15 protein-coding genes and 2 tRNA genes are annotated in these 13336 nt (G+C 69.1%); 5 read left to right on the top strand and 12 right to left on the bottom strand.

The genetic code is table 11. From position 1 onward, the window contains the following. Window positions 1–2 precede the first annotated feature (2 nt). From QC385_RS19455 to QC385_RS19435, 5 genes are read right to left on the bottom strand one after another with little or no spacing between them, the layout of a single operon-like run. A complete protein-coding gene (locus QC385_RS19455; RefSeq protein WP_279542573.1) occupies window positions 3–1226 on the bottom strand; it encodes a class E sortase in 1224 nt (407 codons plus the stop codon). Then, window positions 1223–1861: an aminodeoxychorismate/anthranilate synthase component II gene (locus QC385_RS19450; RefSeq protein ID WP_279542572.1), complete on the bottom strand. Its 639-nt coding sequence runs from the start codon at window positions 1859–1861 to the stop codon at window positions 1223–1225. The genes QC385_RS19455 and QC385_RS19450 overlap by 4 nt, the downstream gene beginning before the upstream one ends. Beyond that, window positions 1858–2019, bottom strand: coding sequence for a hypothetical protein (locus QC385_RS19445; protein WP_279542571.1), 162 nt, complete (start codon window positions 2017–2019; stop codon window positions 1858–1860). The genes QC385_RS19450 and QC385_RS19445 overlap by 4 nt, the downstream gene beginning before the upstream one ends. A gap of 53 nt (window positions 2020–2072) precedes the next feature. Beyond that, the gene (locus tag QC385_RS19440) at window positions 2073–2768 is read right to left on the bottom strand and encodes a class E sortase (protein WP_279542570.1); all 696 of its coding nucleotides are present in this window, start codon (window positions 2766–2768) and stop codon (window positions 2073–2075) included. A 22-nt stretch (window positions 2769–2790) separates the two neighbouring features. Then, window positions 2791–3573 (bottom strand): DUF881 domain-containing protein, encoded by a 783-nt coding sequence (locus tag QC385_RS19435; RefSeq protein ID WP_279542569.1) that lies wholly within the window; start codon window positions 3571–3573, stop codon window positions 2791–2793. A gap of 139 nt (window positions 3574–3712) precedes the next feature. On the opposite strand from QC385_RS19435, the gene crgA reads away from it, so the two are divergent. Then, window positions 3713–3967, top strand: coding sequence for a cell division protein CrgA (crgA, locus tag QC385_RS19430; protein WP_086846254.1), 255 nt, complete (start codon window positions 3713–3715; stop codon window positions 3965–3967). A 257-nt stretch (window positions 3968–4224) separates the two neighbouring features. Here the strand turns inward: crgA and QC385_RS19425 are convergent, their stop codons facing one another. Beyond that, complete coding sequence (locus QC385_RS19425; protein WP_279542568.1) at window positions 4225–5115, bottom strand: rhomboid family intramembrane serine protease; 891 nt, start codon at window positions 5113–5115, stop codon at window positions 4225–4227. Between the two features lie 88 nt (window positions 5116–5203). Beyond that, window positions 5204–5731, bottom strand: coding sequence for a peptidylprolyl isomerase (locus tag QC385_RS19420; RefSeq protein WP_086846250.1), 528 nt, complete (start codon window positions 5729–5731; stop codon window positions 5204–5206). A gap of 385 nt (window positions 5732–6116) precedes the next feature. Here QC385_RS19420 and QC385_RS19415 point away from each other — a divergent pair, with 385 nt between their 5' ends. Continuing rightward, window positions 6117–6818 (top strand): DUF5324 family protein, encoded by a 702-nt coding sequence (locus QC385_RS19415; protein ID WP_279542567.1) that lies wholly within the window; start codon window positions 6117–6119, stop codon window positions 6816–6818. 199 nt (window positions 6819–7017) lie between these two features. Here QC385_RS19415 and QC385_RS19410 read toward each other — a convergent pair. Next, a tRNA-Ala gene (locus QC385_RS19410) sits at window positions 7018–7090 on the bottom strand. A gap of 183 nt (window positions 7091–7273) precedes the next feature. On the opposite strand from QC385_RS19410, the gene QC385_RS19405 reads away from it, so the two are divergent. Next, window positions 7274–7822 (top strand): helix-turn-helix domain-containing protein, encoded by a 549-nt coding sequence (locus tag QC385_RS19405; protein WP_243380052.1) that lies wholly within the window; start codon window positions 7274–7276, stop codon window positions 7820–7822. Between the two features lie 294 nt (window positions 7823–8116). Continuing rightward, window positions 8117–9625: a serine/threonine-protein kinase gene (locus tag QC385_RS19400; protein ID WP_279542566.1), complete on the top strand. Its 1509-nt coding sequence runs from the start codon at window positions 8117–8119 to the stop codon at window positions 9623–9625. 66 nt (window positions 9626–9691) lie between these two features. Here QC385_RS19400 and QC385_RS19395 read toward each other — a convergent pair whose 3' ends face one another. Both QC385_RS19395 and QC385_RS19390 read right to left on the bottom strand, forming a co-directional pair. Further along, window positions 9692–11050 carry a hypothetical protein gene (locus tag QC385_RS19395; protein WP_279542565.1) on the bottom strand — a complete coding sequence of 453 codons (1359 nt, stop codon included), beginning with the start codon at window positions 11048–11050 and terminating at the stop codon, window positions 9692–9694. Between the two features lie 167 nt (window positions 11051–11217). After that, window positions 11218–11346 (bottom strand): DLW-39 family protein, encoded by a 129-nt coding sequence (locus QC385_RS19390; protein WP_003999697.1) that lies wholly within the window; start codon window positions 11344–11346, stop codon window positions 11218–11220. Window positions 11347–11683: 337 nt separating this feature from the next. On the opposite strand from QC385_RS19390, the gene QC385_RS19385 reads away from it, so the two are divergent. Beyond that, window positions 11684–12058, top strand: coding sequence for a DUF6344 domain-containing protein (locus QC385_RS19385; protein WP_279542564.1), 375 nt, complete (start codon window positions 11684–11686; stop codon window positions 12056–12058). Window positions 12059–12298: 240 nt separating this feature from the next. Here the strand turns inward: QC385_RS19385 and QC385_RS19380 are convergent. Further along, window positions 12299–12375: transfer RNA gene (locus QC385_RS19380), tRNA-Ile, on the bottom strand. Between the two features lie 122 nt (window positions 12376–12497). Next, window positions 12498–13319, bottom strand: coding sequence for a DUF3566 domain-containing protein (locus QC385_RS19375; RefSeq protein WP_279542563.1), 822 nt, complete (start codon window positions 13317–13319; stop codon window positions 12498–12500). Between the last annotated feature and the right edge of the window lie 17 nt (window positions 13320–13336).

Genomic DNA, 13336 nt, shown 5'->3' with positions numbered 1-13336 from the left:
CCTTAACTGACGAGCGCATCCGGCTTGCCCTTGCTGCGCGGCCGTTCCTCGACCATCTTGCCCCAGACGATCATCCGGTACTTGCTGGTGAACTCCGGCGTGCACGTGGTCAGCGTGATGTAGCGGCCGGGCTCGGTGAACCCCGACCCCGCGGGGACGGGATTCAGGACGCTCGTGTTGCTGGGCGAGGTGACCGGCAGGATCGACGCCATCTTGTAGACGTAGTACTCGTCCTGCGTCTCCACGACGATCGGATCGCCCGGAGTGAGCTTGTTGATGTACCGGAACGGTTCTCCATGGGTGTTGCGGTGGCCCGCGAGCCCGAAGTTCCCGGTCTTGTCACTGGGCATCGCGGTCTTCAGCGCGCCCTCGGCGTAGTGGCCGACCATGCCCCGGTCGAGCACACCCTTGCTGTTCGTGCCCTCGGCGATCGGCACCACCACGTCCAGCTTGGGGATGTGCAGGATGGCGAAGCCCTGCCCCGGCTCGAAGGCCCCCGGGTTGCGCTTGCCGTTCGCCCAGTCGTCCTGGAGGCTGCTGGCCTCCTTGCCGGCCTGCGCGTGCGCCCGGACATTCGTCCACCACAGCTGGTAGGTCACGAACAGCAGCATCAGCACGCCGGTCGTGATGAACACCTCACCGATCGCCCGGCTTGCCACCACCGCCGCACCCGGCTTGCGCGCCCGCGCCTGCCGTCGCGCCTCGACCCGCGACAGCGGCGCCCGCCGCCCCTCCGGAGCCGGGCCCTGGGCCGAGTCCTGGGTCGAGCGGGTGCCCGAAGCGCCGCCATGGCGCCCGTGACGGCGCTTGGAGGCCTTTCTGCGGGCCGCGCGGCCGCCGTGGGCCGGTCCATCGTGCCGGGTGGCGGAAGAGCCCTCAGAACCGGCTATGGCGTCACCGGCCGCGGGCGGCGGATCCGGTATCCGCAGCGCCACCGTCTCCTCGTCGACGACAGGCGGGTACGGCTCGTCCGGGACGGGCTCGTACGACGCCGGGTACGGCTCCGGCCCGGACGCGTACGGCTCCGGTGAGAACGGCTCCGGCTCCTGGGCGTACGGCTGCGGCTCCGGCCCTGACATGTACGGCTGCGACTGCGGCTGCGGTTCCGGCCGCGGAGAAGCACCGTACGCCCCTCCACCCGACCAGTCCTCGAACGCACCCGACGCCCCGTACGACTGCTGCCCGTACGAGGTGTCGGACTCGCGCTCGGGGCGCAGCGCCGTCACGCCGTGGCCCTGCCCACCACCGGGGCGAGCCCCGCCGACCTCGCCACCGCACCCTCGTCGCCGCACTCCACCAGCCAGTTGGCCAGCATCCGGTGCCCGTGCTCGGTCAGCACCGACTCGGGATGGAACTGCACGCCCTCGACCGGAAGTTCCCGATGCCTCAGACCCATGACGATGCCGTCGTGCGTCCGGGCCGTGACCTCCAGCTCCGCCGGGACCGTGGCGGGCTCGGCGGCCAGCGAGTGGTAGCGCGTCGCCGTGAAGGGCGAGGGCAGGCCGGCGAAGACACCCCGGCTCGTGTGCTCGACCAGCGAGGTCTTGCCGTGCAGCAGCTCGGGCGCGCGGTCCACCACACCCCCGTACGCCACCTGCATCGACTGCATGCCGAGGCACACGCCGAAAACCGGGACGCCCGTGGTGGCGCAGTGCCGGACCATGTCGACACAGACACCCGCCTCCTCCGGCGTACCCGGGCCCGGGGAGAGCAGGACCCCGTCGAAGCCGTCCTGGGCATGCGCCGTCGACACCTCGTCGTTGCGCAGGACCTCGCACTCGGCGCCCAGCTGGTACAGGTACTGGACCAGGTTGAAGACGAAGCTGTCGTAGTTGTCGACAACGAGAATGCGCGCACTCACTGGTTGTCCACCGTCACATCGTTGAAGGGCAGCAGCGGCTCCGCCCACGGGAAGACGTACTGGAAGAGGACGTAGACCACGGCCACGACCAGGGCGAGTGAGATCAGCGCCTTCACCCCCGTGCTCCCCGGCAGATGCCGCCAGATCCAGCCGTACATGCCGTCCCTTCCGTCGTACCACGGCACCAGACCTACGCCGTACAGCCACCAGACTAACGGCGCAACGCCTCAGGTTTCCCGGCCTCCACAGGCTGGGTGGAGTCCAGGTGCGCCCAGACGATCAGCCGATGACTGTGTCCCCATTCCGGTTCGCACGTCGTCAGCGTCAGATAGCGGCCCGGACGCGTGTACCCGGATGTACGTGGGACAGGGTCGATCACCTCGATGTCGGAGGGCACTGTTTTGTACGGGCCTTTGTCGATCCGATACGTGAACCATGTCGTGCCGTCGGTCAGCACCACGGCGTCACCCCGCCTCAGCTGGGGGAAGTCCTTGAAGGGGTCGCCATAGGTCCGGCGGTGGCCTGCGACGGCGAAGTTCCCCCTCTCCCCGAGCCGGGCGGTCTCCGCATAGTGACCCAGGCCCTTCTTCAGAGTGCCGGTCGCCGTGCCTTCGAGCACCGGCTTGTTCCACGTGAAACCAAGACGCGGGATGTACATGATCGCGAAAGGCCTGCCCTTGGCGTAGGGCGCGGGTTTCGGAGGGCTCGCGGTGTTCGCGGTGGAGGAGCCGGCCGACGCGGGGGGCGTGCTCTGCCGCGCCCACTGCTCCTGGAGCAGTTCGATCTGGTCGTCCATGACGTCGTCGGCCTTCACGCCGGTCCAGAACAGCACGTAGACGACGAACAGCACGATCACGCTGCCGACGGTGATGCACAGTTCGCTGACGGTCCTGACGATCACACGCACCGGCGGCTCCCCCGGCCAGGCTCTACTCCTCCACAGGCTTCGCGTAGTGCAGATCCACTGTGCCCGAGTAGCCGGGAAGAGTCACCGGCCCGTTCTCCTCGACTTTCCAGCCGAGCCCGTAGACGTTGACGTAGACCATGTAGTTCTGGATCGCCGGGGACGCCGCGAGCGCCTTCTGGAGCTTGTCCGGGTCGCCGACCGCCGTGATCTTGTACGGCGGTGAGTAGACGCGACCCTGGAGGATCAGGGTGTTGCCCACGCAGCGCACCGCGCTGGTGGAGATCAGCCGCTGGTCCATGACCTTGATGCCCTTGGCCCCGCCCTGCCACAGCGCGTTCACCACGGCCTGGAGGTCCTGCTGGTGGATGACCAGGTAGTCGGGCTGCGGCTCGGGATAGCCGGGCAGCTTGGCGGTGGCGTCCGGCGGAGCGTCGTTGAGGGTGACCGTGAGCGACTCGCCCTTGAGCTTCTGCGTGCCCGCGCGCTTCTCCAGCGCGGCGAGCTTCTCGTCCTCCGCCTTGGTGCTGCCGTCGTCGCGCTCGGCGAGTGCCTCTATCTCCTTGCGCAGGATCCCGTTGGTCTCGTCCAGCCCGCCGTTCTTCCTGCTGCGCTCCTCGATGAGATCGGACAGCTTCAGCAGCGAGGTGTCCGTGCGGATGTTGGTGCCCTTGGCGGTGTTGAAGCTGGTGAAGAAAATGAGTCCCGCGAGAGCGAAGACGGCCGCCGTGAGGATCCGCACGGGCCGGAAACGGCGCGCGCGCTCAGGGGTGGATCCCGTCCCGGGGGAGTCGGCAGAATTGCTCAACGTACCCTTATCTCCTTCGGCGCCACGGAAGCACTACGCTAACGGACGCCCGGGGGAGCACTCAGAGTCCCCTTACGCTGCCCCGAGACCGACTCAGTTCCCTGCGCGGCCACGCAGCGCATCGACAGGAGAGACCCTCGTGCCGAAGTCACGTATCCGCAAGAAGGCCGACTACACGCCGCCGCCTGCGAAGCAGACGACCGCCATCAAGCTGAACAGCCGTGCCTGGGTCGCACCCGTCATGCTGGCCATGTTCCTCATCGGCCTGGCCTGGATCGTGGTCTTCTACGTCACCGACGGCTCGCTGCCCATCGACGCGCTGGGCAACTGGAACATCGTGGTGGGCTTCGGCTTCATCGCCGCCGGATTCGGTGTCTCGACCCAGTGGAAGTAGCGGTAATCCGCAGGTGAACCCAGCTCTGCCCAGGGCTGTTCACTGAGTTATCCACAGCCGTTTTCCACAGGTGGAAAAGAAACGACGATCTGTGGATAACTCGTTGAGTGTTGACGCCGGTATGACGGAAGTACCGCGACTCGAAAACTTGTTCGCCCCCTGCCTGACCTGCGGAAATGCAGGTCAGTGACAGGGGGTACATGTGTTCCCGCACAGTGTGCACAAGATCCGCCACCCGCTGTGGACAACGCCCGCGCTCAGCTGAGCTGGGCCGTCCTCAACAGGGTCAACAGGACGACAAGGCCGAGGACCAGCGCACACGTGCCGTACTGGATCAGGGCGCGTCGCTCGCGCGGGGCGTGGACCATGGCGTATCCGACGACGACACCGGCGACGAGGCCCCCGATGTGGGCCTGCCAGGAGATGTTGAAGCCCGGGCTGAAGGTGAAGATCAGGTTGATCACCAACAGCGCGATGATCGGCCGCATGTCGTAGTTGTGCCGGCGCATCAGCACGGCCGTGGCGCCGAAGAGGCCGAAGATCGCGCCGGAGGCGCCCAGCGTCGCCGTGCTCGGTGAGGTCAGCAGATAGGCCAGGGCGCTGCCCGCGAGGCCCGAGATCAAGTAGAGCGCGAGGTAGCGGACGCGGCCGAGAGCCGCTTCGAGCGGGCCGCCGAGCCACCACAGGCTGAGCATGTTGAACGCGATGTGCCAGATCTCCTGGTGGGTGAACACCGAGGTCACCATGCGGTACCACTCGCCTCCCGCCACGCCCTGTGTGGGCGTGAAGGGCGCGGGCGGCCAGGCGCCGAGCAGGACGAGGTCGGTCAGTAGCGACTCGCGGACGGAGACGGCGATGAACACCGCCAGGTTGATCCCGACGAGGATCTTGGTCAGCAGGCGGGGGTCGGCGGTGACGGCGCCGCCCGCGATCGTCCGGGGCATGGCCGCCGTGGGCGCGTGACCGGTGCCGGAGCCGCCGCGGACGCACTCGGGGCACTGGAAGCCGACTGAGGCGTCGACCATGCACTCGGGACAGATCGGGCGCTCGCAGCGGGTGCAGCGGATGCCGGTCTCGCGGCCCGGGTGGCGGTAGCACATGGGGACGCTGTGGGCGTCCTGCGGGCTGCCCGCAGCCTGGTCGTCCATGAGATCCCCTAGGTCGTGATGAGAAAGCCCGCCCCGCTCATCTTTACGGACGAGCGGGGCGATTGGTTCCCAGTGGGGGCTTCCGCGCTCAGCGGGTCTCGATGACGACCGACTCGATGACCACGTCGTTGAGCGGACGGTCGGTACGCGGGTTCGTCTGGGCCGTGGCGATGGTGTCCACGACCTTCTGGCTGGCCGCGTCGGTGACCTCGCCGAAGATGGTGTGCTTGCGGTTCAGCCACGCCGTCGGGGAGACGGTGATGAAGAACTGCGAGCCGTTGGTGCCCGGGCCGGCGTTGGCCATCGCCAGCAGGTAGGGCTTGTCGAAGCGCAGGTCCGGGTGGAACTCGTCCTCGAACTGGTAGCCGGGACCGCCGGTGCCGTTGCCCAGCGGGTCACCGCCCTGGATCATGAAGCCACTGATCACCCGGTGGAAGACCGTGCCGTCGTAGAGCCTGTCCGTGGTCTTCTGACCCGTCTCCGGGTGGGTCCACTCCCGCTCGCCCTGGGCGAGCTCGACGAAGTTCTTGACCGTCTTCGGGGCGTGGTTCGGCAGAAGCCGGACTTCGATGTCGCCGTGATTGGTCTTCAGGGTGGCGTAGAGCTGCTCAGCCACGATCTGCCTTCCGTTGTCTTTCCGTGACTCCCTGATCCTCGCATGGACGGGGCTCCGCGTCGCCCGACCTCCGTTCACCGGGGGTAAACGGAGCCGATCGCTTGCAGAAAACCAGTCGAGTAGTCCCGGGGCGGGGGCGCACGACGGCGATCCGTGGCATTGTCGACGACAAGCTCCTGTTGACCCCTGTTCATCCGCTATTGCATGCGATCGGCTCCTGATCAGCACTCGGTCCGCTCTTGATCGGTTTTCGTCCGGAGAGGGCCTGGGGCCGGGGCCCGTGACCCGGATGCCCGCCCGCGCATGCCTCGCGGCGCACCGGGAGGCATGATCCGTAAAAGGGTGGAAAGTCGAAATACCGTACGCCACCGAGGAGGAGGAACCCGTGACCCGCATCGACAGCGTGCGCGCCGCGACTGGTTCGGCGAAGGACAGCGTGCTGCACGCCGCGGAAGTGGTGGCGCCCTACGCCGACACGGCCAAGGACAGGGCCGCGCACTACGCACACGAGGCACGCGTACGGCTAGCGCCCAAGGTGACGCAGGCCGCAGGGCAGGCACGCGTCCAGTACGGCGCCCATGTGCAGCCGTATCTGGACCAGGCCCGCACGCATGTGCCGCCGAAGGTCGACCAGGCCGCCCACGAGGCCGCCGTCCGCACACGCAAGGCCGCCCGACAGGCGGCGGAGTACTCCAGGCCGAGGCTCGAGCAGGCGGTGGCCGCGGCCGTGCCCGTCACGAGCGAGGCCGCTGCCCGGAGTGTGGCCGCGATGGCCGCGCTGCGCGGTCAGGTCTCGTCGAAGGAGGTCCAGAAGCTGATCCGCAAGCATGAGCGGCGGGCGAGGGCCGGCCGGGCCATGAAGACGCTGGCCATCCTGGGCGCCGTCGCGGGCGGTGCCTTCGCGGCCTGGAAGTGGTGGGACAAGCAGGCCAACCCTGACTGGCTGGTGGAGCCACCCGCCGCGACGGAGGTCCCCGAGTCGGGCCGTCTGGCCTCTGTGGACGGCAGCGGTGAGTCCGTTCTGGACCCGGAGGTCGAGGCGAAGCAGGCGGAGGACGAGTCCGCCCGGCGCGACGACCGTTCCTGACGGACGCCACCGGATCCGAAGGCCCGGCTACGGCTCAACAGCACGGCGGGGCGGGAGACTTGAGGCTCAATTTGGAGAGCCTCGAGGAGTCTCCCGCCCCGCCGTGCTGTTTCACGTGAAACATGCGTCGACGACACCCGCCAGACCACGAAAAAGGCCCTCCGCACCACGTTTCCGCAGTTCGGAGGACCTTCCAGAGTGGAGCCTAGGGGAGTCGAACCCCTGACATCTGCCATGCAAAGACAGCGCTCTACCAACTGAGCTAAGGCCCCGGAAGAGGAACGTACGCCGGAAGAAACCACGTCCCGGCGAGCGTCGGAGACCAGAGTACCGGGTCACCCCCGGGATTCCGCAAAAAGATTGGGGGTCCCCGTCGCCGACCACTCTCCGTAAGATGCTCGGACGTGGTTCGCTACCGCGAACCGCCGTACTTGGGGAAGCGATGGGGAGACGCAATGGACGCCGCACAGCAGGAAGCCACCGCAAGAGCGCGGGAGCTGCAGCGGAACTGGTACGGGGAGCCGCTGGGGGCGCTCTTCCGTAGGCTTATCGACGATCTTGGTCTCAACCAGGCTCGTCTCGCGGGGGTGCTGGGACTGTCCGCTCCGATGCTGTCGCAGCTGATGAGCGGCCAGCGGGCGAAGATCGGCAACCCCGCTGTGGTGCAGCGGGTGCAGCTGCTTCAGGACCTGGCGGGGCAGGTCGCGGACGGCAGCGTGAGCGCGGCCGAGGCCACCGAACGCATGGAGGAGATCAAGAAGTCACAGGGGGGCTCGGTGCTCAGCAACACGACACAGACGACGAGCAGTTCGGGGGCGCCCACGGTCAAGCGCGTCGTCCGGGAGATCCAGTCGCTGCTGCGCTCGGTCGCGGCGGCGGGCGACATCATCGACGCCGCGGAGACCCTCGCTCCGACCCACCCGGAACTGGCCGAGTTCCTCCGGGTGTACGGTGCCGGCCGCACCTCGGACGCGGTCGCGCACTACCAGTCCCACCAGAACTGACCTCGCCACCCGGCCGCCGAAGGGGGTTCGGCACCGGGCAACGGGTGATGTGACGGGGGTTGCGTCACGGTACGGGCGGGCACGAGGGGGCGTGTGCCGTACGGGGGACCGGTCGACGCGAGGGGGCGTGTATCTCATCGGTATCGCTGATCGATGTCGCTGATCGGTATTGCTCATCGGTATTGCTCATCGGTATCGCTCATCGGGGGAGCCGTTTCGCCCGTCGGGGAGTCGTAACGCTCGTCGAGGGGGAAGCAAGGGGGGAGACCACAGGGGGAGGAGCGACGTACAGCCATGGGTGAGGTCTTCGCCGGCCGGTACGAACTGGTCGACCCGATCGGACGCGGAGGGGTCGGCGCCGTCTGGCGCGCCTGGGACCACCGCCGCCGCCGCTATGTGGCCGCCAAGGTCCTGCTCCAGAGCGACGCGCACTCGCTGCTGCGCTTCGTCCGTGAACAGGCACTGCGGATCGACCATCCCCATGTGCTCGCCCCCACCAGCTGGGCCGCCGACGACGACAAGGTCCTCTTCACCATGGACCTGGTCGCGGGCGGCTCACTCGTGCACCTCGTCGGGGACTACGGCCCTCTTCCGCCGGTTTTCGTCTGCACGCTGCTCGACCAGCTGCTGGCGGGGCTGGCCGCGGTGCACGCGGAGGACGTCGTGCACCGCGACGTCAAGCCCGCCAACATCCTGCTGGAAGCGACCGGCACGGGCCGGCCGCGGCTGCGGCTGTCCGACTTCGGCATCGCGATGCGGCTGGGCGAACCCCGCCTGACGGAGACCAACCTCGTGGTGGGGACGCCCGGCTATCTCGCGCCCGAGCAGATGATGGGCGCGGAGCCTGACTTTCCCGCCGACCTGTTCGCCGTAGGCCTGGTCGCGCTGTATCTGCTGGAGGGTGCCAAACCGGACAGCAAGGCGCTCATCCAGTACTTCGCCGAGCACGGAACTCCCGGCGCGCCCAAGGGCATTCCGGAGCCGCTGTGGCAGGTGGTGGCCATGTTGCTCCAGCCGGACCCGCAGGCCCGGTTCCGGACGGCCACGGGGGCGCGCAAGGCGCTCGCCGCCGCCGCGGAGCTCCTCCCCGAGCCCGGCCCGGACGACGAACTGATCGAGATCTTCGATCAACTCGGCCCGCTTCCAACGGGGTTCGCCCCGGAAGGCCCGCTGGAGAGAGCGCGGGGGCTGGGGCCGAGAGAGGACGGACCGCCCAGCCCGATGGCGGGTGAGGAGAGGTCCGATCCGGCGGCGGACGAGGGGCGGTCCCGCCAGAACACCGCCGGCAACGGCGACGCCTGGTCCGACCCGGAGGCAGCAGCCGTGCCTCCCGGGCCCCGCCAGGACACCACCCCGCCGGCCACCCCGGCTCAGCCGCCCTCCATGTCGGACACCGGCAGCTTCCACCTGCCGCCACCCCAGGCGACCGTCACCAACTCCCCCATTCCGGGGCACGACGCCCAGGCACAGCCGTCACACCAACAGGCCCTGTACTCCCCCTACGACTCCACACACCGCCTGTCCCCATCCCAACCGCTCCCACCGCCGTACCCGAACCACACGGGCTATCCAGGCCAACCGCTGCCCCCCGCAGCACAGCAGCCCACCCACACCTCCACCGCCCCCTACACCGCCCACAACCCGCAGACCCCGCAAGCCCCACCCTCCGGTCAGGCGCCCTCACGGCACCGAGCACCACGCCCTCCCCGCCGCCCCGGCCCCCCGGCCAAGGTGGCGGTCCCGCTGCTGCTCCTCGCCCTGGTCTGCTACGCCGTGGGCTTCTGGGCCCTGACCCGCATCTGAGCCCCCGCCGGCGTCGGTCCGGGCTCCCGCCCCGGCTCTCCCCGCCTGGCTCCCTCCCCGGCCTGCCTACCCGGCACTCCTCCGCCGAGCCAGCACGGTCCACATCCCGAGCCCCACCAGCAGCGCGCTCCCGGTGCCGATGCCGCCCACGGCGACGACCCGCATCGCGGTGTCGTCACCCCCGGCCACGCCCTCGGCAGCCGCCTCCCGGTCCTGGTCGGAGACCTCGAAGACGCCCTTCGGCTGGGACTCCCCCACGTAGTCGGGCCCGCCCCGCGCAGCCCCGCTCACCCGGACCCGCAGGATCAGGTCGAACGGCCCGTCCCCGAAGCTGTCGGCGACGCTCTGCGAAAGGTGCGCGACGAGGTAGTAGGAGCCGGCGAAGCGCATCGCACCGACCTGGCCGATGGCGGAGTGACGGTTGGCGTGGTCGACCGGCGGCAGGGGAGGCAGGTTCCCGGACTTCTGGTCGCCGTCGTAGCCGACGCTCACGTCGGCGACGCGGCCGCGCGCCGGGTTGTACAGGTCCAGATCCAGCGCGTCGGTCGTGTAGCCGGTGCCGCCGGAGGCCGAGCTGGCGAGCTCGGCGGTGACCTGGAGCTGCTGGCCCCAGTCGACCGGCACCTCGTAGAAGAGCGTCTGGCCGGGGCGGATTTCGTCCCGCCAGACACCCTGGTCCAACTGGGTGGCCTCGGCGAATCCCGCACCGCCCGGGCGGCGCTCGGCCTTCCCCTGGAGCGGTTGGGGCGAGGCGGAGTTCCACACCTCGGGTGCGCTGGTTGCCCCGGTCTTCGCCGTCCGTGGCTCCGTCGTGGCGAAGAGTTCCAGGTCCCAGGCGTCGGGCGAGGCCCCCTCGCCCTTCGGGTCGACGCGTTCGACGAACACGTAGTAGGTCCCGGCCTCCCGGCACAGCGACTTGGTGGGGGAGATCTCGCGCCGGCCCCACGCCGCGATCGGGTGCGGACTGCGGGCGGCGCCGAAATTAGCGGTGTCGCTGGAGCAAGGCGTGCCGTCGCCGTCCTGCACGGACACCCTGAGCCCGTCGATGACGGAGACGGTGCTGCCGGGGGAGGGGACGGCGGTGACGGAGACGTACGCGTTCGACGTGGCGTCGAGCTGGAGGCTGTAGCTGATCTTGCCGCTGCTCGGGAGGGAGCTCTTGTAGGCCGTGCCGGGCGTCAGCGGTACGGCGTCAGCGGTGCTCCTCGCCCCCTCGATGCTCCGGGCGTCATCGGCGAAGGCGTACGGGCTCGGCGACACCGCCGTACCGGACGTCCCGGCGACTGCCAGGGCGGCCTGTCCGGGCACCACGGCGGCCGTCGTACCCAGCACCACCGCCACGACGCCCAGGCGCACCACCACCGACGAGCCACGACCGCGCCACGCGCCCGCACGCCCCCACGCCGTACGACACCGTCCCCTCACGCGCCACCCCTCACGTCACCGGACCGCAGAACCGCCGTGAAACCGCAAACCGTGGAACCGTGCCCCATCCTGCACCGCCGTCGCGCCCACCGTCCCGCCGTCCCCATGAACACACAAAACCCCGACCGCGAGGCGGCCGGGGTGTGCTCGGTTGGGGATGTCGTGACTCACGAACCCGTGGGCACGGAGTCAGTCGCCTCCGTCCACAGATCCTGCTCGGCGCGATCCGCCTGGATCTGGCGGTACACGAGGAGCCCGCCGATGGCGGCCAGTGCGACCAGGAGAAGCTTCTTCACCGCGCGACCTCGTCTTTCCTTGACGTAGGGGACCTCTGCCGCCCGACTATACACACCGACCGATACCGATCGGTGACCTGAGTCGGCCCTCAACTCCCTTCCCGGAAACAGGGATAGAAGCGGAGTACGCCGCTCCGACCGGAGAGTGATCACACGCCGACGGACGGTTACTTCGACCGCTCTTCTCCCTTTTCCTCACCTTTTCATCCCTCTTGCGCCCATCCGGGTGGTGTTCATCCGAACATCGACGCGCCACGGGCGTCGGTCCACCACTTCGCGGCCCTCATACACATCATGAGGAAAGTACGCAAATCGCCCAACCCGAAAGTGAGGGGTTATGGCCCGGAACAAGGTCATGAAGCTGTGGACCACCATCGTCACCGCCTTCCTCGCGCTGTGCACGGCGCTCGGATTCGTCACCACGACCGCCGCCGCGGCGGTACCGCAGCCCGAGCAGAAGCGCAACAGCGCGCTCATCCCGCAGCAGCGGACGGCGCCGGTACCGGCGACGGCCCCCCGGTCCTTGTCCTACGCCAAGGCCCTGCCCCCCACGATGAAGCAGCGCATCCACGCCGAGGCCCACGGCAAGTCCCCCAGCTGCCGCCACCGCCCGCTCGCGGACACGACGGCGTCACCCACCGCCGACTGCACCGACGACGACCCCGACACCGACGGCGACCCAGCGGACCATCTCACTCCGCTCCAGCGCTGAGATCCCCAGCACGTCCCGGCGACCTGCGTACAGGCCCGGCAGCTCCTCGGAGCTGCCGGGCCTTTTCAGCCGGTGATGCCGGCTGAACGGTGTCCGGAAAGGGCCCCGGCTCATCGCGGCGGCACGGGACGGCGGCCGATGTCAGCTCCGGATGTCGGCTGATGTCAGCTCCGGATGGCGACTGACGTCAGCTGTGAACGTCAACGACCCCCGGTCCTGGTGGACCGGGGGTCTTCTCGCTGGTGGGGCTAACAGGATTTGAACCTGTGGCCTCATCCTTATCAGGGATGCGCTCTAACCAACTGAGCTATAGCCCCGCCGCGCTCTGCGGTGTGTGTCCCGCGCGCTGACTCCTGAAGATTAGCGCACGACATGGGCAGTCCCAAAATCGGTTGTCGGGACACCGGCATCCGCCGTTAGCAAGGGATCTACGAGAGATCTACTCGTCCTCGGCGAGCGTCAGCTCCACACCGCCCACGAAGCCCGCGGACAGGTTGTAGATGAACGCGCCGAGCGTCGCGAGGGCCGTCGCCAGGACGACGTCGATGACCGCGATGACCGACGTGAACATGAGGACGTTGGGCAGCGAAAGGAAGGCCTGGAGGTCGAAGCCGTTCGACTCGTTGGAGCCGGTCGCCTCGGAGATCGTGCCGCCGACCGTGGAAAAGACGCCCATCGCGTCCATCACCATCCACAGCACGGCGGACGCCACGATCGTGCAGATGCCCAGGGCGATGGAGAGCAGGAAGCTGACCTTCATCACCGACCACGGGTCGGCCTTGGCCACGCGCAGGCGGGCCTTGCGGACGCGCGGCGTGGTGCGAGCACCCGTGCGGGGACGCCGTGCGGCCGCGGCGGCGGTACCGGCTCCGGCGCCGCCCGCTGCGGGCTGCGCCGGGTAGGCCTGCGGCGGGTGGTACGGCCCGGCCTGCTGCTGCGTCTGCCGTTCCCCCGGCAGGGGGGAAGCCGTCTGCGCGGCGCCATTCTCCTGCGCGGCCGGCTCGGGCTGCGGCTGGGCGCCGGATGCGGACGGGCCCGCTCCAGCGGTGTGGTGCTGGGTCTGCGGACCTCTGGTGTCCGTCACAGTTCCCCCCTGTGATCCTTGCGTGTCAGGCGAGGGCGCGTCCTTGGTCGGGGACTTGATCGCCTTCAGGTTGGTCGTGTGCGGGTCCGCCGCACGCGCGGCGGAGCCACGGCCGCCGTCGTCCGTGTCCGTACCCTTCGAGGTACCCCTCGGTCCGGCGCCCGTGGCTCCGCTCACGCTGACTCACTCCTCGT

The sequence above is a fragment of the Streptomyces sp. DH10 genome (genome assembly GCF_029813805.1).
GTDB classification, from domain to species: domain Bacteria; phylum Actinomycetota; class Actinomycetes; order Streptomycetales; family Streptomycetaceae; genus Streptomyces; species Streptomyces coeruleofuscus.
The sequence above is the reverse complement of the archived record's forward strand: the minus strand, read 5'-3'. Positions and strand labels throughout refer to the sequence as shown.

Bases quoted from the DNA above. Each gene is read 5' to 3' on its own strand.
- QC385_RS19425 (WP_279542568.1), bottom strand. From the start codon at position 5,115: ATGGACGACCAGGCTGCGGGCAGCCCGCAGGACGCCCACAGCGTCCCC.
- QC385_RS19400 (WP_279542566.1), top strand. From the start codon at position 8,117: ATGGGTGAGGTCTTCGCCGGCCGGTACGAACTGGTCGACCCGATCGGA.
- QC385_RS19445 (WP_279542571.1), bottom strand. From the start codon at position 2,019: ATGTACGGCTGGATCTGGCGGCATCTGCCGGGGAGCACGGGGGTGAAG.
- QC385_RS19405 (WP_243380052.1), top strand. From the start codon at position 7,274: ATGGACGCCGCACAGCAGGAAGCCACCGCAAGAGCGCGGGAGCTGCAG.
- QC385_RS19385 (WP_279542564.1), top strand. From the start codon at position 11,684: ATGGCCCGGAACAAGGTCATGAAGCTGTGGACCACCATCGTCACCGCC.